We start from the raw sequence: 26,070 nt of genomic DNA, 5'->3' as shown, positions 1-26,070 counted from the left end.
CAATAAATGCCGTAAGAAATATAGAAAGGTCGTATCAATCTCTGTTCTGAGTAATGATACGACCTTTTGTTTTTAGAGCGTTAAATATCAAATTAAAAATTCCTATTTCAGAATTGAGTTTTATCTATCTCTTTCTTATAATTGCTATTTAAGTTAACTTAATCATTTAATCAGCCAAATTGGGATTATTGATAATCTCATTTTCTGGAATACTGAATGTCAAACGCGTATCTGTATAATCATAAGTTTGCCCAGGAAGCATCGCATCTTCGGTACAACGTGTGACTGATTTTTGGAAGCGTTTCAAGGTCAACAGTCCACGACCTTCTGCCCATAATTCCAAACGCCAATTGAAATAAATTTCATCCAACAACTCAGATTGGCTCATATTAGTCAAAGTCTCAGCCGTTTCCACATCACGCTCATTCAAGAATGATTTTAATGATGCTTTTGCCGCAGGAAGATTATTATTCCGCGTATTGGCTTCTGCATTGATCAAGTACATTTCTTCCACACGCATGTAAACTTCGTCATCATACCATTCACGATTCCCCATGATGCGTTTACTGTCATAGAATTTCCACCATGTAGTCAATTCCAATTGATTGCCATCCTCATCATATTCAGTGAACCATTTCTTACGCTCGTCTGATTCAGGAATAGAATTATACAAGTTGGTGTCAATCAGTTTTTCACCGCCAGCATAAGCATAGCTATAAGTGAATAAGTCTACGTGTCCCCAAAAAGTAGGCAATGCAGGTGAGTTGCTTACAGTAAGGTCAATGGCCCACATCCAAGAAGGAATGGTGACAGAATTGAAACCGGAATTGATGATTTCATTTTTCGACATTAAAGGATATTCTCCAGAATCTATGACTTCTTGCGAAATCTTGGCAGCATTGGCATAATCTCCCATAGTCAAATAAACATACGCCAAAATACCTTTGGCTACATTAGCATCAATTTGGTCTTTCTGACCAGAAGGACGGACATATCCTTCCAAAAGGGGTATGGCATCAGTTAAATCTTTTATGATCAGCTTATAAACATCTTCCACACTTGATTTTGGAGCAGCTTCAGCAGTCAATTGAGTCCGATAAAGTGGAATAGACAAAGCTGTCTTGTCTTCTAAATAAGGACGCGCATAAAGATTCACCAAGTTAAAATAAGAATGTGCTCTTAATGCTTTGGCTTGTGCATAATACACTCCATTATCTCCTGAAGGAGTAGCTTCATCTCCTCCTGCCGCATCAATGATTTCATTGGCAGCTTTTATCAAGCGATAATAATACCGCCAAAATTGATAAGAGAATGCTGCAGCCGTGCGGGTGGAACAAGTTAAATTACCTGCATATTCAAACCAGCCATACCCTTGAGCAGCAATAACCATATCCCCACTCATCAAATCGGTTGCAATATCTACAGCTTTTTGTCCAAAATCATCATGACCTCCTACACCTCCGGTACTCATAGCAAATGTTGTAGAATAGGTACCAAGAGCTTGTCCCATCAAAATATTTGTATTCCATTTGGCAACCTCTTCCAAATCATCCGAGGTTATGTAATCAGTAGGGCTTTTCTCCAAAAACGAATCTTTACATCCGCTACTTAACAGTATCAGCCCTATTGACAAAATAGATATGTGTTTTTGTATCTTCATTTTCATAAGAATTCTTTGTTATGTTTTGTTTAGAATTGAACCTGAATGCCTCCCATGATTGTGCTCAGCGGAGTATATTGACTTCTTCCCGATTCACCGGAGTCATTATTGTTGTCGTTGTTGACTGTATCGCTGTTGCCAGAAGATGCCGTTGGCACATATCCTTTACGTGAAGATAAATAGAACAGATTATCTCCCGATACATACACGCTCAGCCCACCGATTTTCAACTTGGATGTTATGCTGCGTGGAAATGTATATCCAAGTCGGATATTCGACAAATTCAAATATGAACGGCTTGTCAAGAAACGAGTGGATGTGGCATTGGCATAGTTCGTAGCATCAGCACCACCACCATAATCCATTGACAGTCTGGGAACATCGGTGATATCACCCGGATTCTGCCAACGCTTTTCGATATCTTTATGCCAGTTGTATGAACCTGCAGTTCCATTATGCATCAATGCTAAATAGTTATAATCGAACCCATAACCGCCAATGCCGTAAGAGAATGTTGCGTTCAATGTAAATCCTTTCGCATACAAATCAAAGCCGAAACCACCTTGCAGGGCAGGAATAGCTGATTTCCCTACAAATTTCTTTGTCGCTTGGCTCCAATCACTGGTTTGTTCAACTTCCAGTTTATTGATAGCGTTTGTTGATTTGTATGTTTCCATATCGGTAATCAGCTCACGATCTCCATTCGGTTTGACATTATAATATTGATTGTATAATGCATAACCTGTTTGTGGGTCTACACCTGCATATTCACGCATATAAAAGTCATAGAGCGAATGACCTTTTGCCCAGCCATAATAAGTAGACAATTCAATGGCTTTTTCCTTTCCGGTTGTTTCGTCAATCGGCATCTTCGTCATTTCATTCTTGTAATATCCACCGTTTACCCGGAAGTCGAACTTATAATCTTTCTTGTTCAACAAATGAGCAGTCAAAGAAAATTCAACACCTTGATTGACCAACGCACCATCATTTACCGGATACGATGCATAGCCAAGTGAAGGAGCCACTTGTTTCATAAACAACATATTGGTAGTTTTCTTATGGAAATATTCCACTTCACCTTCCAAAATGTCTGCTATGTTGAACTCGATACCAGTATTGAATGTCGAACTTCTTTCCCAAGTCAAATTCGGATTACCCTTAAATACAAAACTGAATGTATAATTATCATTCAGGTTATTGATCTGGTAAAGGTCGGCATAAGGATAGTAACCGGCGATTACCGGAGAGGTGATGAAATCCTGATTACCCAATACACCCCAGCTTATTTTGTATTTCAGATTTTTCAACCACTTCACATTCTTCATAAACTCTTCGTTTGTAATGGCCCAGGCAGCTCCTACAGAACCAAAAGTTCCCCATTTGTTTCCTTTTGAGAAGCGTGAACTTCCGTCTGCGCGAATAGTGCCATGAAGGAAGTATTTATTATCCCAGTCGTAACGCAATTGTCCGAAATAACTTTCAATAGCGTAGCCGTATGTATACGACTCCATGTAATCCATTACGACTCCGTTACTCCATTCCGTATTGTCTGGACGTACAATCTTGGATTTACTTCCATAAGAAACGGCTGTGGTACTGTTCGTTGACTCATGAGCTACGAATGCATCAAAGTTGTTTTTTCCGAAGCTTTGGCTCCACGACAAAATTTGATTGGCTGTGAAGTTCAAATAGTTGGTCTGATATTTGATAATCTGTCCCTTTCCCGCACTGTCACCATAGTACGGATTGGTCAATTCATTCTCTGCTTGCCCTAAATATTGCAAACCCAAATTAGCGGTCAATTTGAAATACTTCAAGAACCGTGCTTCAAAAGAAGCGTTTCCATTGAACTGGTGCGATTTGATTTCATCCTCATCCAACAGCAAGGCTCCTGCAGGGTTGATTCCGGCACCGAACGGACGCTGATAGCCTGCGTTCATTCCATAATCATACTTGTTGCCGCCAATGTTGGTGTCTTGCACGATATTGCCTTCTTCATCACGTTCGAACACAGGGAAAATTGAAGGCATACCATTTACAAACTGGAAACCGTTATTCATATTGCTATCTGATTGCCCCGGGCGGTTTGTAATCATATAAGCATATGAAAGCGAAGTGGTAGCCTTCAGCCATGGAGCAATCTGATTGCTCATGTTGTTACGAACATTGAAACGTTCGTAATCAGATGAAATGTAATAACCTTCATCTTTCAAATAGCTGAAAGAGGTGTAATGCGTCATTTTGTCTGTACCACCTGAGATCTTCACACTTGCATCAAATTTTTGTCCTGTACGGAAAAGGTAATCATCCCATTTTTCAGGTGTATATTTGCGTGTTATTCCGCTATTAAAACGTCCGGTAGAAGGGTCTATCAGCTGATCGCCGGCTGCTTTCCACATATTGTATATAGGAGCTATTCCGGCTTGTCCTCCACCAAACAAGTTTTGTGATGCCCACGCTGCAGCTTGCTGAGCGTCATACCCTCCAGCCACTTGAGCGTAACCTTTCATGCTTTCCCAAGTCAACTCCGTGAAGCGTTCCGGGCTATCAATGACATCATATTGAGGAATCAGACGCATATTGGCACCATATTTTACTTCCGCATCAACACGAGTCTTGCCTGCTTCACCTTTCTTTGTCGTAATCAATACAACACCATTAGCAGCGCGAGAACCATACAATGCAGTTGCCGTAGCATCTTTCAATATAGTCATGGAAGCAATATCACTCGGGTCAATACCACTTAAGTCCGCCTCAAAAGGAATGCCATCTACTACATACAAAGGAGAACGACTGGAATAAGCAGAACCAAGACCGCGGATACGGATGCTAGCATTAGTACCCGGCTGACCTGATGTTGACATAACCTGTACGCCTGCTACTTCTCCTGCCAAAGCTTTCGATAATTCTGTAGGATTTTTCAATGCAATCTGTTCCCCATCGATTTCAGTTGCTGAACCAGTAAATGAACGTTTGGTTGCACCTCCATAAGCGACCACCATTACCTCATCCAGCTCGTGTGCATTAGACTGCATCATAATTTTCATAACAGGTTGAATCTTAACCTCTTGCGTCTGCAAGCCGATGAAAGAAACCACCAAAGTTCCCGCCGAACTTGGCACGTTACTAATCGTAAAATTACCATCTATATCAGTAACCGTACCTACTGTGGTACCTTTTACCAATACAGATGCTCCCACTACAGGTAAACCGTCTTCTTCAGATGTAACCGTACCGGTCACTTTCCGTACTTGCGCGTTTACCAGACCAATGCCTATCATCAGGCAGGTCATTAACAGCATCAATTTTCTTTTCATAAAAATTCTCTCTTAATTTTAACCTTAAATAAACACTTTTATCTAATCCAGTTTAGGCGCAAAGGTAATCATTAATCTAATAACTTGTATACTTTTGGAAACAAAATACAAAAGATACGTCGCTTTTTAACACTTCAAGATTGAAATTCTGTATAAAAAGCAAACAAATATGCAGGATTTCCGGTGTTGTCTTTGCTTAAAAAATAGCCAAAAACAAGCTCAGAACCTTGTATAGGACATCTTTGTGATAGTTTTTAAGACTCCTGATAAAAAGTGTAGTGAAATGAAAAAAATTAGTTACCGATTGGTTTATAATCGTAAAAAACGTCTCAATGCAAGCGGAAAGGCATTGATACAAGTGGAAGCTTATTTAACAAAGCAGAAAGCCTATTTTTCCACTCACATTTATGTACGTCCCGAAGAATGGGATGCCAAAAAAGCAAGGATTGTACTTCATCCGCAGGAAGAGGCGCTGAACCGGATGCTTGACGAGTTTCTCCTAAAGCTCCAGTATGCGGAATTGGAAGGGTGGAAGCGAGGAAAAGAAATATCCTTGTCAATGCTGAAAACAGACAATGAGGCAGAAGAAAGAACAGATGTTTTTGCATTCGGTAGAAAATGGGTAGAACACTCAAAAAGCAAAGAAAGTACAAAAAACAACTTGAGCACTACATTTGCTCTTTTACATGAATTCCGCCCGGCACTATGTTTTGCGGAGATGGATTATTCGCTGCTGCTCCAGTTCGAACATTTTCTGGAAAAGAAAAAACTGAAGATAAACACAATTGCCAAACACATGCGTCATTTACGCACGCTTTGCAATGAAGCCATCAGACAAGGCGTAATGTTATCATCGGCTTCACCTTTCATTAAATACCGGATAAAGACCACTGAAAGTAAACATGTATTCCTGCTTCCAGAAGAACTGAGAAAACTGGAAGAACTGCCGCTCGGACAGACAGGAAAAGCATTGCGCCACACACTGGATGCGTTTCTGTTTTGTTGCTACACCGGCATCCGTTATTCTGATTTTATAGAATTGCGTGAGGAAAATATCGTTTATCCAGACAAGCAACATGCCTGGCTGACGTTCAAGTCGCAAAAGACAGGAACGGAAACTCAAGTCCCCCTTTATCTTTTGTTTCAGGGGAAAGCTCTGAAGATATTAAAGCGATACCCCGACAAAGAGTGCTTTTTCCGTCTTCGCCCGAACCCTGACATTAACAAGGAATTGGTCAGGCTGGGCAAGCTGGCTGGTATTGACAAGCATTTCTCTTTCCACTCGGCGCGGCACACCAATGCTACCTTATTAATATATAATGGAGCAAAACTGACTACGGTGCAAAAACTATTAGGGCACCGCAGCATCAAAACCACGCAAATTTACGGTGAAGTGTTTTCGCAAACGTTAGTAAATGACCTGAAGAAATGTAAGTTCTAATGTCGCTTTTCTACAAAGCTGCAATGATTTGCCAAGGCAGTTAACTGTTTCAGCAGTTTCAATGCACTGAAACTAGAGTTTCAGTGCATTGAAACTACGGTAAAACTGCATTGCATAAGCTTACCTGACTTTATGCATGTTTTGAAAAAGCCTAGTGCATGGACAAAACGTCATTCTTATCACGGAGCAGAATCGGATTGCAAAAGTTGTAGAAACGTAAAACTCTGTGTCTCCCTGCCTGCAGGACGAACCATGCGTGAAGACTTGCCTGGGGATGATTTTGCTCATCGGAAAGTGCAGTTTGTACGTTAAATTGCACTTTCGAAAGTGCAAATACGCCTAATCCATGCTTATTTATTGCATACATTCATATCTTTACCGAAAAGGAATGCTTTATGGATAAACATAATCTTTTCCTGCAAGAGGCCCGTAGCACAATATGCATCTAGAAATCGGCTACATGCATGTCGTTCCTTTGTGGCAATTCGAGTTGGAGTATTAAGCGTTCCTTCTATATCAAAAGGTATGGCTATTCAGTAAAAAGCAGGTAGAAAGCTTCCGGTTGAAACGCATTAATACGTACCACGACACCATTTTTTGAAAGAAACCATTTTAAAAGAAGTCCTTATAGTTTCCTCATACTCAATACGTTAATAGTCATCTTTAGTTCGGCGGGAACTTTGGTGGTTTCTTTCATCGGCTTGCAGACGCAAGAACTTGATATTAAGCCGGTTATGAAAGTAGTGCTGAAGTCGGATGCAGAAGTGTTGGATGAGGTTTTGGTGGTGGCTTATGGTACTGCGAAGAAGTCGGCATTTACAGGATCGGCATCGGTGATGAAGGCTGACGAGATAGGCAAAATCCAGACTTCGAATGCTGTTTCCGCTTTGACCGGAAAGGTGTCGGGTGTGCAGATCTCTTCTCCTACTGGACAACCGGGTAGCGATGATCTGAAAATCAAAATCCGTGGTATCAGTTCTATTTTCGCAGAAAACGACCCGTTGATTATCTTGGACGGTATGCCTTATGACGGTGATTTGAACAACATCAGTACGCAGGATATCGAGTCGATGACTGTATTGAAGGATGCAGCTTCGAACGCTTTGTATGGTGCGCGTGGTGCCAACGGTGTCATTATGATTACTACAAAGAAAGGACAAGCGGGTACGGCTCAGGTGACCGTAGACGCTAAATGGGGTTCGAACTCACGTGCTACTCAAGACTATAATTATATCAAAGACCCTGCACAATATTATGAAATGTACTTCGGCGCGCTGAAGAATTATTTTGCCAATCCGACGGAAATGGGAGGCTTGGGCTATTCGCAAGCACAAGCCATTCAGTTGGCAAACCAGAATATGTTCGGTAACGGTGACTATGGCTTGGGATATAACGTATATACGGTTCCAGAAGGCCAGTATGTGATTGGAGCGAACGGAAAATTGAATCCGAACGCTACGTTGGGTCGTGTAGTTAACTATAACGGACAATCATTCTTGTTACGTCCGGATAACTGGTTGGATGAAATCTACAAGCATAGCTTGCGGCAGGAATATAATGTCGGCATATCGGGAGGTACAGACAAGTCTTCATTTTATGCATCTGTCAATTACCTGAGCAACGATGGTATTGTGGACAATTCGGATTACGAGCGTCTGACCGGACGTTTGAGAGCGGAATTCCAAGTGAAACCGTGGTTGAGAGTAGGTGCCAATATGGCTTATACGCATTTTAACGCAAATTCATTGTCTTCAGATGAAGATGGAAATTCAGCTTCATCCGGAAATATTTTTGCCATTGCTACACGGGTTGCCCCGATTTATCCGATGTATATGCGTGACGGTAACGGAAATATCATGACCGATGCTAACGGCATCATGCGTTATGACTATGGTGACGGCCAGAATGCAGGTGCCATACGTCCGATATTGGGTAATTCGAATGCTGCTTCCGATTTGTTGCTGAATACTTATCAGCGTGAAGGTAATGCCATGAGTGCCAACGGATTCTTTGAAGTGCGTTTCTTGAGAGATTTCAAGTTTACTTTCAATGGGGGTGTCAATGTGGACGAAACCCGTCAGACAATTGTTACCAACCCGTATTATGGCCAGTATGCTACCGAAAACGGTATTTCTTATAAATATCACCTGCGTGACATGTCGTACAACCACCAGCAGATTTTGAACTGGCAGCGGATGTTCGGCCATCACAATATCGCCGTGATGTTGGGACATGAATCTTACCGTCATAAATATTACTATTTGATGGGTTCGAAATCGAATATGTTCGACCCGACCAACTCCGAGCTGATTGGTGCCGTAACCGATAAAAGTGCAACTTCTTATACGACCGATTATAATACCGAAGGTTACTTTGGCCGTATTCAATACGATTTCAACGAAAAATATTTCTTGTCGGGTTCTTACCGCCGCGATGCATCTTCGCGTTTCCATCCCGATAACCGTTGGGGTAACTTCTGGTCGGCTGGTGCAGCATGGATGATTTCGAAAGAAGACTTCTTCCATGCCGACTGGGTGGATATGTTGAAGTTCAAGATTTCATACGGTTCGCAGGGTAACGACAATATCGGTGATTACCGTTATACGAATACATATACGATTGTCAACTCATCGGGTTATCCGGCTGCCGTTCCCGAAACTTACGGAAACAAGGACATTACTTGGGAAACGAACAGTAACTTCAATATGGGATTCGATTTCGAGTTCTTCAAAGGACGTTTGACCGGTACGGCGGAATTCTTCATGCGCAAGACGACGGATATGCTGTTCTCATTCCCGCTTCCTCCTTCGTTCGGTTACTCTTCGTATTATGCCAATGTAGGCGATATGCGCAACCTGGGCGTGGAAGTCGAACTGAACGGTACGGTTATCCAGACGAAAGATTTCCAGTGGGATTTGAACCTGAACCTGACCCATTATAAGAATAAGGTGACTTCTTTGCCCGACGAACGTAAGACCATGGTGGTAGACGGCGTAGGCGGATTCTCAAGCGGCAACTATATGTATGGCGAGGGCATTCCTTTGTATACGTTCTATATGCCTAAGTATGCGGGTGTAAACGAAAACGGTGACGCGCTGTATTATCAGGATGTGACCGCTAAAGACGGTACGGTGACTCAGACCACTACAACAAAGTATTCGGATGCGACCATGCACTTGTGCGGTACAGCTCTTCCGGATGTGTACGGTGGTTTCGGTACCTCATTGGCTTATAAAGGATTTGATTTGAGTGTGGCTTTTTCTTACCAGATTGGTGGTCAGGTATACGATGGCGATTACGCTAACATGATGACTTCTCCTACAGCTAACGGACGAGGAAGCGCGTTTCATGCAGACTTGCTGGACGCTTGGACTCCGGAAAATCCGAGTAGCACGATACCGAGATTCCAATACGGTGACTTGTATACGGCAAGTACATCCGACCGTTTCCTGACCAGTGCTTCTTACCTGAGCTTGCAGAACATCAACTTCGGCTATACGCTTCCGAAGAACCTGACACGCAAGGCAAGCATCGAAAAGGTACGTGTTTACCTCAGTGCCGACAACGTTTGGTTGTGGTCGAAACGCCAAGGTATGGACCCGCGTCAAAGCATCTCCGGTGAAATAACTTCATCTTATTACGCTCCAATCCGTACGATTTCGGGCGGTATTACATTGACATTCTAATAACTTGTAACGATTAAAAGAAAAATGAGAAATATATCTAAATTCATAATAGGAATCGGCTGCTTGGCATCTGTGTCCGTATCGATGACCGGATGTATCGATGAAACTTTTCCTACCGATGTGGCGACAGATGAGCAATTGACTTCCTCTTCGAAAGCTACCGAAGCCTTATTGTGGGCAATGCCCGCTTTCTTGAACAAATATGATGTATTAGGACAAGACCCGAGTGCTCCCGGTTATGACTGGGGATATGGGTCTATCATGCACATCCGTGATGTGATGACCGAAGACATGCCGGTTGTTAGTAGCGGATACGACCATTATTCGGCATGGGAAGGAAACCAGCACATCGGTCCCCGTTATATGTCTACGCAGTTTATTTGGAACTATTTCTGGAAATATGTCCAGACTTCCAATAACATCATCAAGGCGTTGGATCCGGAAACAGCCGATGCTACCCAGTTAGGTTACTTGGGTGTGGGTTATACTTTCCGTGCCCATGCCTATTTGGATATGGCCCAGATGTTCGAGTTCTTGGAAAACGATGGCACCGATGCGGTAAATCCCAGCGGAAACAATGTGCTGAACCTGACTGTGCCTATCGTAAAAGAAGACGTAACGGAGGAAGCCGCGCGCAACAATCCCCGTGTGCCCCGTCAGGAAATGTTCGACTTCATTCTTTCCGACTTGGATAAGGCTGAAGAATACATCGTCAACTTGGATCGCAGTGCCAAGACTTTGCCCGACCTCAGCGTGGTATACGGCTTGAAAGCCCGCCTGTATATGTGGGTGGCGGATTATCCGAAAGCGCAAGAATATGCGCGCAAGGCTATCGACACGAGTGGAGCTGTTCCGATGACTGAAGACCAATGGCTGAGCACCACCAACGGATTCAATGACATCAGCGTTTCTTCTTGGTTGTGGGGCTCGCAGATGCAGTCGGAAGACGATGTCGTAAAGACCGGTATCCTGAACTGGACTTCATGGTCGTCCAATGAAGCTGTATTCGGTTACGCTGCGGCAGGCCCGTATAATATGATTAACGTGGCATTGTATAACAAAATAGCCGATACCGATTTCCGTAAGCTGGCATGGAAAGCTCCTGCCGGAAGCGCGTTGGAAGGTCAGAACACTTATTGCGGCACAAGCGGAGCCAGCCTGCCCGATTATGCTTCATTGAAATTCCGTCCTGCACAAGGCAATGGCGATGTTTCCACTACCGGTGCGGCTTCGGCATATCCGTTGATGCGTGTAGAAGAAATGTATCTGATAGAAGCGGAAGCTGCCGCACATCAGAACGCAACGCAAGGTAGAGACTTGCTGAACTCGTTCATGCAGACCTATCGCGATGCCAATTACCGTTGCACGGCTTCTTCTGCCGATGCGGTTGTGAATGAAGTAGTATTGCAGAAACGCATCGAATTGTGGGGCGAAGGCTTGACATTCTTCGATGTAAAACGTCTGGATATGTCGGTAACCCGTGGCTATAGTGGTACGAACTTCAGTGATGAGCGTCGGTTTAACACCAACGGTCGTCCGGCATGGATGAACATCTGTATCGTACAAACAGAAGAAAACAATAACGCGGCGTTGATAGGTTATGAAAACCCTGACCCGAGTGGCGTTTATTCTCCATGGACAGGTCAATAATTAATGTATAAAACAAGTATAAAATGATGATTAAGAAATTATTTACATACAGCCAAGCCATCGTTTGCATGGCATTAGCGTTGAGCTTCAACGCATGTACGGATGAGGTAGACAGAGACCCGTCGCCCGTACAGACGGAGGGCGTGCAGGCTTATTTCTACCAAGACGCGCAGACAAGTTTTGATTTGATTCCAGATGATGCCCAGGTAGTACAGGTTACTATCGGCAGAAATAGTACGGGTGCGGAATCAGTGCAATTGACTGGAGATAACGACATTTTTACTTTTCCGTCTACCGTTGATTTTCAAGAGGGAGAAACGAGCAAGACAATTGATGTTGCCTTTGATATTCCGGTTGGTGAAAGTGCATCGTTGACTCTTAGTATAGCTGAAGGTGATACATATATTTATGCTCCTTCTTCTACTACGATTACTATTGCACGTAATTATAAATATAATTCGATAGGAGTTGGCATGATAGAATCCAGTTTCTATGGAGGTGCGGGTAATGCAACTTTTCAGAAGGCTGAAGGGGCTGAATGGTATAAAGTCGTAGCTCCGTATGAAAATGGATATGACATCATCCTTAAATTGCAAGAAGACGGCAGTACTGTTGTGGTTGACAGACAAGCGGCTGCCAGTGATTACGGAGGTTATGGTACTTTGTACGTCGAAGGTCAGGGAACATTAGAAAACGGTGTGGTAACTCTGACATTGGAATTTACTGTCAGTGCCGGAAGTTTCGGACCTTTTGATGAAACTTTCATATTCCCTGGTGAGTAATATTCATATAATAAAATAGGCAAAGGCTGCGCCATCGGTGCAGCCTTTGTTGTAGTAGTACGCTCGGCATGAGCATTGTCTAACGGGTGTAAGTCCCGAGTGAGCCCTAATAGCGGGAATCACATAGCCCAAGGCAAGGGTGTCCATCGCGAGGTGGAATCTGAAGGAAGCCGGCGGCAAACATCTGGTCTAACGAACAGAAACTTCATACAAGGCATTTGACCGTGGGTAAGGTTTCTACACAAACCAAAGCCCGATAGCTATTCGGAACGGTCGGTGTAAATGAAGTAGGCATAAGATGGAAAGACAATGCCCTTATCCGAGGAGGTCTCACGGACGCATGGCGAAGACGTACCCATTCGATGTGCCCTGACGGAGTAAAGCTTGCCGTGAGAAGTCAGCAGAGGTTATAGTACCTAAGACACGTGTGTCTATGGGGAAGGACCGAATCGCGCAGTGCAATAGTAAATGACTGCTACCCTTGAGACTCTTTTGTAGTCAGATGTCCGAAAGGAGCTTCCCTACTCACCACGATAGGACGGAATCCGACAATAGAGTAGGAGTGACGCTAGTCCGAGGGATGGCTGAAAACAACTTGCCACACATCGTGAGATGAGAAAGCGCGAAACCGCCGTATGCGGAACCGCTTGTACGGTGGTGTGGGAGGTCGGTAAATGTGAAAGTAGGAGGCAAATGCCTTTCTATGATTAGCATTTACCTCCTACCCGATTTATATTATATAATGTACGCGCGTACATTATATAATTAAGACCTTTCTAAAAAAGCATAGAAAAAATCTGAAGCCATCGCTATCAAATCCGGATTATTGTGTACATTTGCACTGTCTTTATACCAAGCCGAAATGAACAGAAACATCAAGACCCAAATAAATGTAAACGGACAACTGATGGACTTGTCGCATCCGCAAGTAATGGGTATTCTGAACGTAACACCCGATTCTTTCTTTGCCGGAAGCCGCAAGCAGAGTGAAACAGAGATAGCAGAGCGTGTGCGTCAAATCGTAGAAGAAGGAGGGAGCATGATTGATATCGGTGCATATTCTTCACGTCCGAATGCCGGAGACGTTCCTGCCGAAGAAGAAATGCGCCGTTTGCGTTATGGGCTTGCCGTTATCCGGCGTGAATGTCCCGAAGCGGTTGTTTCGGTAGATACTTTCCGTGCCGATGTGGCAAAGATGTGTGTGGAAGAATATGGTGCGGCTATTATCAATGATATTTCTGCAGGCGAGATGGATGCGAATATGTTTCCGGTGATTGCCCGCTTGGGAGTCCCTTATATTCTTATGCATATGCAGGGTACTCCGCAGACCATGCAGGCTTGCCCGCATTACGGCAATGTGGTGAAAGAGGTAATGTGTTATTTCTCTGAGAAAGTGCAACGTTTGCGCGACTTAGGAGCAAAAGATATTATCCTCGACCCGGGTTTCGGTTTCGGAAAGACGCTGGAGCATAACTATGCTTTGCTGGACCAGCTGGAAGAATTCAGCATTTTCGAACTTCCTTTGTTGGTAGGTGTATCGCGCAAGTCGATGATATATAAACTGTTGGGCGGAGGACCGGAAGATGCGTTAAACGGTACTACCGCCATTCATGCCCTTGCTTTGATGAAGGGAGCTTGTATTCTCCGTGTTCACGATGTAAAAGCTGCCGTTGAAGTTGTGAAAATTGTTTCTGCCATGCAACACCCCACTTTCATCACTCCATCTTAACCAGTTATTGCCATGCCTTTCAGTTTTACCATCCTAACCATTAAAGATGTCATTGACATCCTGCTTGTAGCTTTTTTGCTTTACAAGACTTACAAATTGATGAAGTCGTCAGGCTCTATCAATGTGTTTACCGGTATTCTGGTGTTTATCGTGATTTGGGTCATCGTGTCGCAAGTGTTACAGATGCGTCTGCTTGGTTCTATCTTTGATAAACTGGTCAGTGTGGGAGTGATTGCCATCATTGTTCTGTTTCAAGATGAAATTCGTCACTTCCTGCTTTCATTAGGTTCTCGTCACAGTACGAATAGTCTGCTCCGTTTTTTCAAAGGCAAGCAGAAAAGCGATGGAGGAAAGGAAGACATCATGCCCATTGTCATGGCGTGTCTTAATATGAGCAAAGGAAAGGTAGGTGCCCTTATTGTGATGGAACGTGACTTTCCGTTAGACGATATCGCCCGAACAGGTGATATCATCGATGCCAGTATCAATCAACGGCTGATAGAAAATATTTTCTTCAAGAATAGTCCTTTACACGACGGAGCTATGATTATCAGCCACAAACGTATTGAGGCTGCCGGTTGTATCCTGCCCGTATCGCATAATCTGAACATACCGAAAGAACTTGGGTTAAGACACCGTGCTGCTTTGGGTATCTCGCAGGAAACCGATGCCATGGCTATCATTGTGTCGGAAGAGACGGGAGGAATTTCCATCGCTTATCAAGGGGAGTTTCATTTGCGCCTCAGCGCAGAGGAACTGGAACGGATGCTTACGGAGGCAACAATGCAATGACGGGCGACCTAATCTCGTTCCTGCATTGGCGGAATGCGGAATTCATAAAAAAAGTGTCAGATGCATGTTGCGAAGATACACAACTTATGCATGTCTGACACGATGCTGTGGAGAAGATAATGGATTATCTTATTTAACGAGTTCTTTCGCTTCCAGCGGTTGGTCGGTGGTGAGGTAGTCCACTTTCAAGTCGATAAGTTTCTGCATATCGGCCGTTTCGTCCACCGTCCATGCGTTGACCTTCATGCCCAGGTCGTGCGCTTCCTTCACCCATTCGGGGTGCTTGTCGAATACCTTATAATAATAGTCAATGCCGGTCATGCCTTTCGCCTTGATGTCTTTGGGGGCGATGTCGCTTTTCAGGTAGGCGATTTCCGAACCCGGAGTCAGTTTGACCAGCTGTTCGCATACATGCATGCTGAATGAAATGTATTCCACTTGTTTTTCCATACCCATTTCTTTCACCATTTTGACGCAATCGGCAGAAATCCGATTTTCTTGTGCTTCTGTCTTATGAGGTTTTATTTCGAGGATGAGTTGGATGTCGGGCAATTGCTTGCCGGCTTTCAGGTAGTCTTCCAGCGTGGGAAGAGTTTCGCCGTTCTTCAGTTTCAGGTCTTTCAGTGTGGCATAGTCGGTTTCGGCAATCGTATAGCCTCCGATGGTGTCATCATGATTCACAACAACGATGCCGTCTTTGGTCAGTTGCACGTCGAATTCTGAACCGTATACTTGGGCTTCAGCGGCTTTCTTCAGTGCTGTGATAGAGTTTTGTGCAGAGCCTTCTGCCTTCCAGAATCCGCGGTGTGCGATGACTTGGGTCTGTGCTTGTGCCGCCAATGCGAAAAGTGCGCAGGCGCAAGCGAGGAAAAGTTTTCTTGTTTTCATGTTTGTTTTATGGTTTTTATTGTTAGGTGACTAGGTGTTAGGTGACTAGGTACTAGGTACCATTGTCACGACTATTTAAGCCTAGTCACCTGGTACCTGATACCTAGTCAACTCTTAAATCAGAATGCGTATCTCAAGCCTATCTGGAACTGGTACGGTGTACCGTTCAGGCTCGACACGCCGGTGTTCGGGTTCACGTTATATACAAACTGTTTGGTATCTTGGTCGAAGCTCTTGATAGAGTAGATGTTCTGCTTGCCCAAGGTGTGTCCGGCACCCCAGTCTTTGTTCAGCAGGTTTGCCACATTGAAGATGTCGACCGACAATTCCAGACTGTGTTTTTTGTAGAGATTGAACTTCTTGGTAAGACGCAAATCAAGTGTGCCGTAGAAACCGTTTACACCACCGTTGCGTTCAGCCACCTTGCCAAAGCTCTTACGGATATAGTCCTTGGTGCTTTGTTCTACTTCCGGATTGTTCAAGATGTCATTGATGCCGTCGCGCAAGTATTGTGGGGTGGCAGGGTCGTTCGGGTCGTAAATGTAAGCCAAATCATTCGAATCTACAAAGTCTCCGTTCAGGTTTCCGCTTACGGCAAGCGAATAACGTGTTCCGCCGATGCCCGAGAAGCGTGCGCCGATGCTGATGCCCCAGAAAGTGGGAGCTGTTCCGTAAACCACTACTTTGTGGCGGAACTGGTTGTTGGAGTAAGTCATTTTGCTCAAGTCGCGTGGGTCGTCTACCACCATTTGCGAGAGGGTTGCCGAGTTTGCCACGTTTCCGTTGTACGAGGTATTGTCTTTTGTATCGTTCCAGGTATAGCTTACCGAGAGCTGTCCATCCTTGAAGTATCTCCACGTTCCTTCTACCACGAAGGCGAACTGGTTGACTTTGCCTTCGCTCACCATTTCCAACACACGACCCACATTTTTGGTCTTACGGCTTTCTCTCCAGTCCACTTCACCATTGTCTTTAATGGTCTCTGCTGGCACATAAATGCCTCGGTTGCCTTCGGCTGCAAGGCGGAAGTAAGGCTGGTCTACCATGTTGCGGTCTACGTACATGTAGTTGTTCCGTCCCAAGGTCATATATCCGCCTACGGTTACTTTCAGGCGGTCGTTGAAGAAATGGGTGTACGAAAGGTTCGCCTTGTAGATGACCGGTACCTTGCAATCTGCTCCGTTTAGGTTAATGGTGGAGAGCTTTTCTATGTTCGGATTGTTGAACAGTTCTGTTCCCGGAGCCTTCGATGGATCTTGGCGATAGGCAGGGAAGTCGGGACGTAGCAGGTTAAGCAATTCATTATAGTTGGCGTTTCTCGGGTCAAGCGTTACATCGATAGATGCCGTGCGGGTTCCGTCGAACACCATGTTGTTAATCATCGCATAGTTGTTGATGTCCGAGGCAAAGATACCGCCGCCCAAACGGATGATGTCGCGGTGCTTGTCATTGATGTCCCAGGTGATTTGCACACGGGGCTGTACTTGGAAAGTAGAGAGACCGTTGTCGGTGCGTAAGCCTAAGTCATCGTACACGGTCTGGTTGAATGTTCCTTTATTGAAATAGGTAGCGTTGTCCAAGCGGAGTCCGGCTATCAGCTCGAAACCGGGGAACAGCTTGGTCTGCAATTGCGCGTAAGCACCGGCGTTCATGATGTTCTGTTTCACGCGGTCGTCTGCCGTAAGGTAGAGTTCGCGTACATAACGGGAAGGGGTAAGGCTTTCAAAAGCGTCCAGTCCGTTAAAGTAGAAGCGTCCGTTGGTCTCGCTTCCGTAGCGCGAATTCATGTGGGTGTACATCAGGTCTACACCGAAGGTATAATTGATTCGTTTTGTGTTGTAATAGAAGTTATCCACAACTTGCAACACATGGTTGTAGAAGTTTTCGGGGCAATAACGTTGGCCGCCTAACTGGATGTTGGTCTGTACGTTGTCACCATTTACTACCGATGATACGTTTTGTACAATGGCACGCGGGATGTTGGCGGAAGGAAGTTCATCGCCCGGCATGGATTTCTCCAATGTATAAAGGTGTTGCACCTTCAATTCGTTCGTTCCGCGCGGACCTACTACCGAACGCAGCGTTGCCATGGCACTGTTGTTCAGCGAGTGTACATCGCCGTAAGTTTCATACAGGTTTATGGTGGTGTTGTCGCTCAGTCCCAGGTTGTTCATGTCGTTCACGAAGTTGTCGGTGAAGGTCAAGAGGTTGGTGGCGTTAATCTGCCAGTCTATACGGGCAAATACGGCATCGGTACTTTGCTTCTTATCGAAAGCTCCGAATTGCGGATTGTTTGACACGCCGTATTTGTCGCGTGCGATTTGCAGGAAGCGGTCGCGCGTCTCCAAGCTGAGGTTATAGCGTTGTTCGTCGGTAGCGTTTTGGATATCGGCGATATAGAGTGGGCGAGAGTCTGCCTGATGGTCCCACGTAATGAAGAAGTGGGCACGGTCTTTCACAATAGCTCCTCCCAGCGAGGCACCGAACTGGTAGGTGGAGAAGTCGTTGCTCCGCTTGTTGCCACGGATGTCATACGGGCTGGAGAGCCAGTTGGCACGTCCGTATACGAACGCACTACCGGTCAAGGTATTCGTACCCGACTTGGTTACAGTGCTTACCGTACCTCCTCCGGCACGTCCGTTAGTCACATCGTATTGGTTGGTCACTACCTTAAACTCACGGATAGCCTCCATGGAGATGGCGTAAGGCACTCCGTTACGGCTCGTTGTACTACCTCCCGAAGTCGGATTCTTTGCCGTCATACCATCGATGGTATAGTTGGTAGAAGAAGCCAACTGGCCCGAAAGGCTGGAGCCGGTGCTGAGCGGGGATAGGTCGACCAGCGAAGTAAAGTTACGTCCGTTTACCGGAAGTTTTTCCAGGTCTTGTTCGGTGACTGAAGTTGCCGAACCGGTAGTGGCAATGGTATTTTTCAATGAGTTGGCAACCACTTCCACGGCTTCCATGGTAATGGATTCTTCTTTCATCTGGAAATCGATACGCACCTGGTCGCCTTGGTTCAGCGTATATCCGCTTTTCGTCTGGTCACCATATCCGATGTAGGACACCTTAATTGTGTACGGACCTCCCAACGGAAGCTGTTTGATGGTATATTCACCATTCTCGTTCGTGATAGAGCCTGTGCTGAAGCCCGTTGACTCGTTTCTTACTTGCACAGTGGCACCGATGACTCCCAGATTGGTTTCGTCGGTCACAATACCCGTAATAACGGCACGGTCATCTTGGGCAAACAAGTATCCCGGCAGGATGAACAGGATACAGAGAAGCAATAACGCTTGCTTGATTTTTGTTGTCATAATCTTTAGTTAAGTGTTTGTTAAATTGATGCAACAAAAGTAAAGCAGGCGTATTACATCTCCATGACCGATGTGTAAAGAAACCGTGTGATTTGTGTTACGTGGATATTACATGGTACGAAAAGAAATTTGCCAAAAGACACTCTCAAACGAACATAAGTGATAAGACCGACTTACTTATGTGGGATGACTGAGTTACTTATGTGAGACTGCCAATTCACTTATGTTCATCAAAAAGCATGCTTGAGTGCTGTCTTTAAAGTATAAAAGCCAATGCTATATAGCTGCGAGAAGTATAAAAGCTATTCTATCATGTAATGTTTTCTATTAATCGGGTATATTGCAAGCTTCAAATGCTTGTGCCAGATCTTCCAACAGGTCATCAATATGCTCAGTACCGATGGAAAGCCGGATGGTAGCTGGCGTGATGTGTTGCGTTTTCAGCTCTTCAGGCGAAAGCTGCGAATGGGTGGTAGTGGCAGGATGAATCACCAGGCTTTTCACATCCGCTACATTTGCCAAAAGTGAAAAGATTTTCAGTGAATCGATGAAACGCCATGCTTCATTTTGTCCGCCTTTTATCTCGAAAGTAAAGATACTTCCACCACCTTGTGGAAAATAGCGAAGATACAGTGCATGGTTGGGATGTGAAGGTAGGGAAGGGTGATTGACTTTTGCCACCATGGGGTGTGTTGCAAGGTATTTTACTACTTTTAGGGCATTGGTCACATGACGCTCTACGCGCAGTGACAAGGTTTCAAGTCCCTGCAACAGCAGGAAAGCATTGAAAGGTGAGATGGTTGCTCCCGTATCTCGGAGCAGGACAGCCCGAATGCGGGTGACAAATGCTGCTTCTTTTGCCACATCGGTAAAAATGTTTCCGTGATAGTTCGGGTCGGGAAGAGTCATTGTAGGAAAGCGGTTCGGATAGGCTTTCCAGTCGAAACGTCCGCTGTCTACAATGATTCCGCCCAGCGAAGTACCATGGCCACCGATAAACTTGGTAGCGGAGTGAACCACTATGTCTGCTCCATGCTCGATGGGACGGATAAGAAAAGGAGTACCAAAGGTATTATCTACAATCAAAGGTATTCCGTGACGGTGTGCTACTTCTGCCACAGCTTCTATGTGGGTAATATCCGAATGAGGATTGCCGAATGTTTCTGCATACACCGCTTTTGTTTCGGGACGAATGGCAGCTTCCAGCGCATGCAGGTCGTTGATGCGGACAATGGTATGTGTAATTCCCTGTTCAGCAAGCGTGTGTGTAATCAGGTTGTACGAGCCTCCATAGAGGTTATCGGCTGCTACCAAATGGTCGCCTGCATGTAAAATGTTCTGCAAGGCGTAAGTTACTGCTGCAGCTCCAGAGGCTACAGCCAAAGCTGCCACTCCTTCTTCAAGGGTAGCCATGCGTTCTTCCAATACTCGCTGGGTGTCGTTGGTGAGACGTCCGTAGATATTTCCGGCATCGCGCAAAGCGAAGCGGTCTGCAGCATGTCGGCAATCGTGGAACACATACGAAGCGGTCTGGTAAATAGGAACGGCACGTGCACCAGTTGTGGGATCGGGCAATTCTTGTCCGGCATGCAATTGCAACGTTTCGAAATGAAGTTTAGTCTTGTCCATTGTTTTTTTATAAAGATTATTGAGAAACTGTTTTGAATTTCTTCTAAATATTTTTCTGCAAAATAAGTAATTCTGGAAATAACAATCAATGTTTGTTCTTTATTTGGAAAATCTATCTATATTTGTATCCTAAAATAGAATAACTGCACAATGTAATATTCCAAAAGGGATATAAAACAGAATAGAATTCTTTTATGGAAACATTAGATAAAATAGATTTGCAGATTCTTCGTGTTTTGCAAGAAAATGCCCGGCTTACGACTAAAGAACTTGCCGCACGGGTCAGCCTGTCATCTACTCCAGTGTTCGAACGTCTGAAGCGGCTGGAAGCAAATGGATACATTAAGAAATATATGGCGATAGTAGATGCTGAAAAACTTCACCAGGGGTTTATTGTTTTTTGTAAAGTGAAGATGACTCGTCTTAACCGTGACATTGCCCAAGATTTCAGTCGCATTGTGCAAGGGATTCCAGAAGTGACCGAATGTTACAACATTTCTGGAAGCTATGATTATTTGCTAAAAATCCATGCCAAGGATATGAAACATTATCAAGCATTCATACTCAATGTCTTAGGTACTATTGAACATCTAAGTTCGCTGGAAAGTGTCTTTGTGATGGATGAGTTGAAACATACATACGGTATTCATTTTTAAAAATAGGGGAAAGGCTGTTTTTTAATGGAGAGTTGCAAAAATCCGTCATGAGTCAAAAAACGAAACCGTTTCTAAGAAACTCTAATTTTTACAAATGAATACTGCAAACAGTCAATACATCTCCCTAAAAATGAATAGAGACTTTATCGGAAAATGCAGTACTACTGCATTTTTATACGGTCAGATTGGCAAATTGCGGACATTTAATGTGTATGCAAAATTAAGAGCCTGTCGTTTAAATTTTCCAATAAAGTAATATTCTATCAGGTTCTTTTTCGTTTGTTTCCGGTCTGTTTTCCCGATTTTATTCGTCAGATAGCCCGCTATCCTCCTCATAAAATCAGAAAAACATCCTCGAAAACAATTCGCAAAATTAACCTGAGCAAAATTTAAACAGGCTCTTAATGATATTTATCAGAAACGCAGATTTTATACAAACTGATTTTCAACATCTACTTAATTTTATATACCATAACATGAGTAATACATTAGCCCCTTTTGCACGTCCGCTTTACATTATGTTAAAAGCTGGAGGTGCTTTATGTAATCTGAGATGCGATTATTGCTACTATTTGGAAAAGCAAAACTTATATCCTCAAAAAAATGTTTCTATTATGAGCGATGAATTGCTGGAAAAATTCATTAAAGAATATATCCAGTCGCAAACCACGTCTCAGATACTATTTACTTGGCATGGTGGAGAACCTTTGATGCGTCCATTGAGTTTTTATCGGAAAGCTTTGGAGTTGCAACGTAAATATGCACAGGGTCGCATAATAGACAATTGTATTCAAACCAATGGCACGTTATTAAATGAAGAATGGTGTCGTTTTTTTCACGAGAACGGCTGGCTGGTAGGCGTTTCGATTGACGGTCCTCAAAAATTTCACGATGCTTATCGGAAAACACGAGGGGGAAATCCTTCTTTTTCCAAAGTAATGAACGGCATTCATTTACTGAATAAACGGGGTGTAGAATGGAATGCTATGGCTGTCGTAAACAACCTCAATGGAGATTATCCATTGGAATTTTATCATTTCTTCAAGCAGATAGGATGCCATTATATTCAATTTGCTCCTGTTGTAGAACGTATCACACATCATAGTGACGGACGTTATTTGGCTTCTGTGGATAAGACTGGCAAAGAAAATTTGGCAGCTTTTTCCGTATCGCCTCTGCAATGGGGAAACTTTCTTTGTGCCATTTTCGATGAATGGGTGCAAAATGATGTAGGAAAGTACTTCATTCAGTTATTTGATGCGACCCTTGCTAATTGGGTGGGAACCAGTCCGGGAATATGCACACTGGCTCCGATATGTGGACATGCGGGAGTAATGGAATTTAACGGTGATGTCTATTCGTGCGACCATTTTGTTTTCCCACAATACAAATTGGGAAACATTCGTGAAAAGACGCTTGTAGAAATGATGTATGGAGAACAACAACGGCAATTTGGCTTGGCTAAACGTTCAAGACTGCCACATCAATGCAAGGAATGTCCTTATCTTTTCGCCTGTAACGGAGAATGTCCCAAAAACCGTTTTTGCTTGACTTCGGACGGAGAATATGGATTGAATTATCTTTGTCCCGGATTTTACAAATATTTTGCCCACGTGGCACCTTATATGGACTTTATGGCACGTGAATTGACAGCACAACGTCCTCCTGTCAATATAATGGAAATCCTTCGAACCAAGCCTTCGATATTCTGATTACTGGTTAATTTTGGAGGAGTGCCAGTTTGACACCTCTCCAAAAAACAGTAAGAAGCTGTTTTGAATTTATCGTGCGATGATTTGGGATGAGTTTTTGAGGCATTTTTGCTTCTGTGATGAGGAAGATAGCGGGCTATCTGACGAAGAACAGGAGCGGAAAGGACCCAAAAATCGCCCAAAGCACACACGAAAACGGATACATCAAGCCAAGAAAAACTTTTTGGAGAAATTCAAAACAGCTTCTAAATTCACCTTCGGGGAATATCTACCGAATCTTCGGCTTTTCCGTTCAGCCAGCGCGAGAAGAAGTCTACCATGCGCCAGTAGAAATACTCGTCCATATCGCCGAAGCCGTGACGCTGGCCGGGGAGGATAAGCATCTCAAAGCGTTTGTTGGCACGAATCAACGCGTCTACTACGCGGATGGTGTTTGCCGGATGTACGTTGTTGTCGATGTCGCCGTGTACCAGCATCAGGTGTCCTTTCAGCTGTTTGGCTATTTCGGGATTTGTCGCTATCTTGTACACAAAGGTTGTGTCTCCCTTTTCGGTAATCTCTTCTTTTACGCCGTGATGGGTCTCGCTCCACCAGCGGTTGTAGATGCGGTTATCATGATTCCCGGCACACGACACGGCGGCTTTGTAGAAATCAGGATACTGAAGGATAGCGGCGGTAGACATGAATCCGCCTCCCGAGTGCCCGTGAATGCCTACGCGGTCGATGTCGATGTATTTGTAGCGTGCCGCCAGTTGCTCTACCGCTGCTTTATGGTCGGCAAGGGGATAGTCGCGCATGTTTCCGTATCCGTAGTTGTGATACCATTTCGAGCGGCTGGGGTGTCCTCCGCGCTGCCCTACCGAAATCACGATAAAGCCGGCCTGCGCCAGGCGGTCGGTGCGTACGCTCATGCGGGTAAACGGATAATAGACCGCTTCTACCTGCGGACCGGGATATACGTAGTCGACTATCGGATAGACTTTGGTCGAATCGAAATTATAGGGCTTGTACATCACGCCATAGAGGTCGGTCACACCATCGGCAGCTTTTACCGTAAAGAGTTCGGGGAACTGGTAGCCTGCGGCAAAAAGCTGGGAGAAATCGCTTTCCTGCAAATCCATCACCTTATTTCCGTTGCGGTCTATCAGGACAGCATTCGGAACGGTATTTACCCGCGAATAATTGTCTACGATGAAACGCGCATCGTCATCCATGTCTGTCTCGTGGAAGTATTCGCCTTCGGTCAGCCGTTTCAAGCCGCTTCCGTCGGCATTCACTTTATACAAGTGTTCGTAATAAGGATTCTCGTTCGCTTCGCGTCCGTTGGCAGTGAAGTAGATGGTGCGGGTGGCAGGGTCTACCTTCACGACACGCTCTACGTGCCACGGTCCTTTGGTGATGCGGTTTTTCAGGTTTCCTTGGTCATCATATAAATAAAGGTGTGCCCAGCCGTCTCGCTCGCTCCATTGGATAAACTCTTTCCCACCGTTGAATACCTGAATGGGGCGTGTTTCCTGATAGGTGTTCATCCGTTCTTTTACGATGGGGACGATGGAGTCTTGTCCGATGGTGTACGTACATACATCGATGCGGTGCAGGTCGCGGCTGCTGCGGGTCAGGAAGAAGCGGTTGTTGTCACCCTGCCATACAACGGGGATCAGCTCCGCGTCACGTTCTTTCATCTGGAGCGGGCGGTTTTCAATTGCCAAAGTCTGGTTCTTCCATGCTGCCGTACGGATTTCTTTCCGGGTGTTCGTGGTCATGTCGAAGATGTACAGGTGGTCTTCGGGAGCATCCATCTCGCCCGGCATCTGGTAGCGGTAAGTCTCCAGTGTGGGACGGGGAGAAGCCGTGGAGTTGATGACCCACAGGTCTTTCACCTTGCGCTCGTCGGTCACTACGGTCACGAAATGTTTCGAGTCGGGCGACCAGTATCCCCATACGCCCCGGCGTTTGCCGTTGCACAGGGTATCGGTATTCAATATGCTGTAAGGAATGCCATAGCCGAAGTGCTCGCTTCCGTCTTTCGTCAACTGGATTTCTACAATCGTACTGTCCTTTTCGTCCTTTTGCGCCTTGCGGTAATCGGCGATGCTCATGCGGTAGAGGTTGCAGTCCTTGGCATATACCACCGTTTGTCCGTCGGGAGAGACCGATGCCCAGTCCAGCCGTTTCGGTTCCTTGGCTTCTTCGGTCAGCAGGGTCAACTTGCGTGTCGGATAATCGTAGGAGAAATAAAATACTTCCTTTTCGGGGGTGTCTGCCTTTTTCTTGTCATCCTTCTTCGGCTTCTTGTCTTGCGAAGAGGTTACTTCGAAGGTAAAGGTACGTCCGTCTTCTTTCACTTTCAGGTTTTGGATGGGCAAATGGCGTGCCTCGAACGGGTCGTGAACGATTTCGGTAAGTTGGGATGCCAATTCATCGCGGTCGAATAGCGGAGTCTTCCGGCGTGCGTCGGGGTCGACTACATACCACGATGTGCCTTCGCTGGTTTTGTATTCGAACCAAAAATCGTTTCCGGTCGGGAACCAATGCGGGTCGACTTTGGTAGAGAACAGCATCGTGTTCAGTTTTTCTCGTGTGAATTTCTCTGCCTGAAGGTATTCGGGCAGACGCTCTTGGGCAACGGAAGGCATTGCCTGAAGGGCAAGTCCCAAGAGCATAAGGGATAAAATGCGTATTTTCATAAACTCTGCTTGTATTAAAATTTATTTCAAGCCCCAAAGATACGAAAAATGCAAGTAAGTGTATCGGTTTTGCGGATATTCAAATAAAGAATCACACTGATTTTTCGCAATCCATTTCTGA

General features: G+C 44.8%; 14 protein-coding genes. 8 read left to right on the top strand and 6 right to left on the bottom strand.

What is annotated here, in order from left to right; all coding sequences use genetic code 11:
• Positions 1–166 precede the first annotated feature (166 nt).
• Both B5G04_RS02600 and B5G04_RS02595 read right to left on the bottom strand, forming a co-directional pair.
• Complete coding sequence (locus B5G04_RS02600) at positions 167–1,666, bottom strand: RagB/SusD family nutrient uptake outer membrane protein (protein WP_087395637.1); 1,500 nt, start codon at positions 1,664–1,666, stop codon at positions 167–169.
• A gap of 23 nt (positions 1,667–1,689) precedes the next feature.
• Positions 1,690–4,980 carry a TonB-dependent receptor gene (locus B5G04_RS02595; protein WP_239414012.1) on the bottom strand — a complete coding sequence of 1,097 codons (3,291 nt, stop codon included), beginning with the start codon at positions 4,978–4,980 and terminating at the stop codon, positions 1,690–1,692.
• Between the two features lie 283 nt (positions 4,981–5,263).
• On the opposite strand from B5G04_RS02595, the gene B5G04_RS02590 reads away from it, so the two are divergent.
• The 6 genes from B5G04_RS02590 to cdaA all read left to right on the top strand — a co-directional run bounded on the left by B5G04_RS02590 (position 5,264) and on the right by cdaA (position 15,060).
• Entirely contained in the window at positions 5,264–6,421 is a 1,158-nt protein-coding gene (locus B5G04_RS02590) for a site-specific integrase (protein WP_022039855.1), read from the top strand.
• A 680-nt stretch (positions 6,422–7,101) separates the two neighbouring features.
• Positions 7,102–10,107 (top strand): TonB-dependent receptor, encoded by a 3,006-nt coding sequence (locus B5G04_RS02580; protein WP_343211136.1) that lies wholly within the window; start codon positions 7,102–7,104, stop codon positions 10,105–10,107.
• Positions 10,108–10,131: 24 nt separating this feature from the next.
• Positions 10,132–11,757 carry a RagB/SusD family nutrient uptake outer membrane protein gene (locus B5G04_RS02575; RefSeq protein WP_087395626.1) on the top strand — a complete coding sequence of 542 codons (1,626 nt, stop codon included), beginning with the start codon at positions 10,132–10,134 and terminating at the stop codon, positions 11,755–11,757.
• Positions 11,758–11,780: 23 nt separating this feature from the next.
• Positions 11,781–12,539 (top strand): hypothetical protein, encoded by a 759-nt coding sequence (locus tag B5G04_RS02570; protein ID WP_087395623.1) that lies wholly within the window; start codon positions 11,781–11,783, stop codon positions 12,537–12,539.
• An 862-nt stretch (positions 12,540–13,401) separates the two neighbouring features.
• Positions 13,402–14,268, top strand: a complete 867-nt coding sequence (gene folP, locus B5G04_RS02565; RefSeq protein WP_087250573.1) for a dihydropteroate synthase — start codon at positions 13,402–13,404, stop codon at positions 14,266–14,268.
• 12 nt (positions 14,269–14,280) lie between these two features.
• Positions 14,281–15,060: a diadenylate cyclase CdaA gene (cdaA, locus tag B5G04_RS02560; protein ID WP_022040031.1), complete on the top strand. Its 780-nt coding sequence runs from the start codon at positions 14,281–14,283 to the stop codon at positions 15,058–15,060.
• A gap of 129 nt (positions 15,061–15,189) precedes the next feature.
• Here the strand turns inward: cdaA and B5G04_RS02555 are convergent, their stop codons facing one another.
• From B5G04_RS02555 to B5G04_RS02545, 3 genes are all read right to left on the bottom strand, one after another.
• The gene (locus B5G04_RS02555; protein ID WP_087210787.1) at positions 15,190–15,948 is read right to left on the bottom strand and encodes a glycerophosphodiester phosphodiesterase family protein; all 759 of its coding nucleotides are present in this window, start codon (positions 15,946–15,948) and stop codon (positions 15,190–15,192) included.
• A 119-nt stretch (positions 15,949–16,067) separates the two neighbouring features.
• A complete protein-coding gene (locus B5G04_RS02550; RefSeq protein ID WP_087395620.1) occupies positions 16,068–19,265 on the bottom strand; it encodes a carboxypeptidase regulatory-like domain-containing protein in 3,198 nt (1,065 codons plus the stop codon).
• A 327-nt stretch (positions 19,266–19,592) separates the two neighbouring features.
• Complete coding sequence (locus B5G04_RS02545; protein WP_087395616.1) at positions 19,593–20,894, bottom strand: O-acetylhomoserine aminocarboxypropyltransferase/cysteine synthase family protein; 1,302 nt, start codon at positions 20,892–20,894, stop codon at positions 19,593–19,595.
• A 194-nt stretch (positions 20,895–21,088) separates the two neighbouring features.
• On the opposite strand from B5G04_RS02545, the gene B5G04_RS02540 reads away from it, so the two are divergent.
• Both B5G04_RS02540 and B5G04_RS02535 read left to right on the top strand, forming a co-directional pair.
• Positions 21,089–21,550, top strand: coding sequence for an Lrp/AsnC family transcriptional regulator (locus B5G04_RS02540; protein WP_022040231.1), 462 nt, complete (start codon positions 21,089–21,091; stop codon positions 21,548–21,550).
• A gap of 476 nt (positions 21,551–22,026) precedes the next feature.
• Positions 22,027–23,262, top strand: a complete 1,236-nt coding sequence (locus B5G04_RS02535) for an anaerobic sulfatase-maturation protein (protein ID WP_087395614.1) — start codon at positions 22,027–22,029, stop codon at positions 23,260–23,262.
• 251 nt (positions 23,263–23,513) lie between these two features.
• Here the strand turns inward: B5G04_RS02535 and B5G04_RS02530 are convergent, their stop codons facing one another.
• Positions 23,514–25,949: an alpha/beta fold hydrolase gene (locus tag B5G04_RS02530; RefSeq protein ID WP_087395611.1), complete on the bottom strand. Its 2,436-nt coding sequence runs from the start codon at positions 25,947–25,949 to the stop codon at positions 23,514–23,516.
• Positions 25,950–26,070: the final 121 nt, after the last annotated feature.

Origin of the sequence: Bacteroides sp. An51A, assembly GCF_002161565.1 — a bacterium.
Classification (GTDB): Bacteria; Bacteroidota; Bacteroidia; order Bacteroidales; family Bacteroidaceae; genus Phocaeicola; species Phocaeicola intestinalis.
Note: the sequence above shows the minus strand (reverse complement) of the source record. Positions and strands in the feature narration are given on the sequence as shown.

Coding starts and splice junctions, on each gene's coding strand:
- B5G04_RS02600 (WP_087395637.1), bottom strand. CDS start 1,666: ATGAAAATGAAGATACAAAAACACATATCTATTTTGTCAATAGGGCTG.
- B5G04_RS02595 (WP_239414012.1), bottom strand. CDS start 4,980: ATGAAAAGAAAATTGATGCTGTTAATGACCTGCCTGATGATAGGCATT.
- B5G04_RS02590 (WP_022039855.1), top strand. CDS start 5,264: ATGAAAAAAATTAGTTACCGATTGGTTTATAATCGTAAAAAACGTCTC.
- B5G04_RS02575 (WP_087395626.1), top strand. CDS start 10,132: ATGAGAAATATATCTAAATTCATAATAGGAATCGGCTGCTTGGCATCT.
- B5G04_RS02570 (WP_087395623.1), top strand. CDS start 11,781: ATGATGATTAAGAAATTATTTACATACAGCCAAGCCATCGTTTGCATG.
- folP (WP_087250573.1), top strand. CDS start 13,402: ATGAACAGAAACATCAAGACCCAAATAAATGTAAACGGACAACTGATG.
- cdaA (WP_022040031.1), top strand. CDS start 14,281: ATGCCTTTCAGTTTTACCATCCTAACCATTAAAGATGTCATTGACATC.
- B5G04_RS02555 (WP_087210787.1), bottom strand. CDS start 15,948: ATGAAAACAAGAAAACTTTTCCTCGCTTGCGCCTGCGCACTTTTCGCA.
- B5G04_RS02550 (WP_087395620.1), bottom strand. CDS start 19,265: ATGACAACAAAAATCAAGCAAGCGTTATTGCTTCTCTGTATCCTGTTC.
- B5G04_RS02545 (WP_087395616.1), bottom strand. CDS start 20,894: ATGGACAAGACTAAACTTCATTTCGAAACGTTGCAATTGCATGCCGGA.
- B5G04_RS02540 (WP_022040231.1), top strand. CDS start 21,089: ATGGAAACATTAGATAAAATAGATTTGCAGATTCTTCGTGTTTTGCAA.
- B5G04_RS02535 (WP_087395614.1), top strand. CDS start 22,027: ATGAGTAATACATTAGCCCCTTTTGCACGTCCGCTTTACATTATGTTA.
- B5G04_RS02530 (WP_087395611.1), bottom strand. CDS start 25,949: ATGAAAATACGCATTTTATCCCTTATGCTCTTGGGACTTGCCCTTCAG.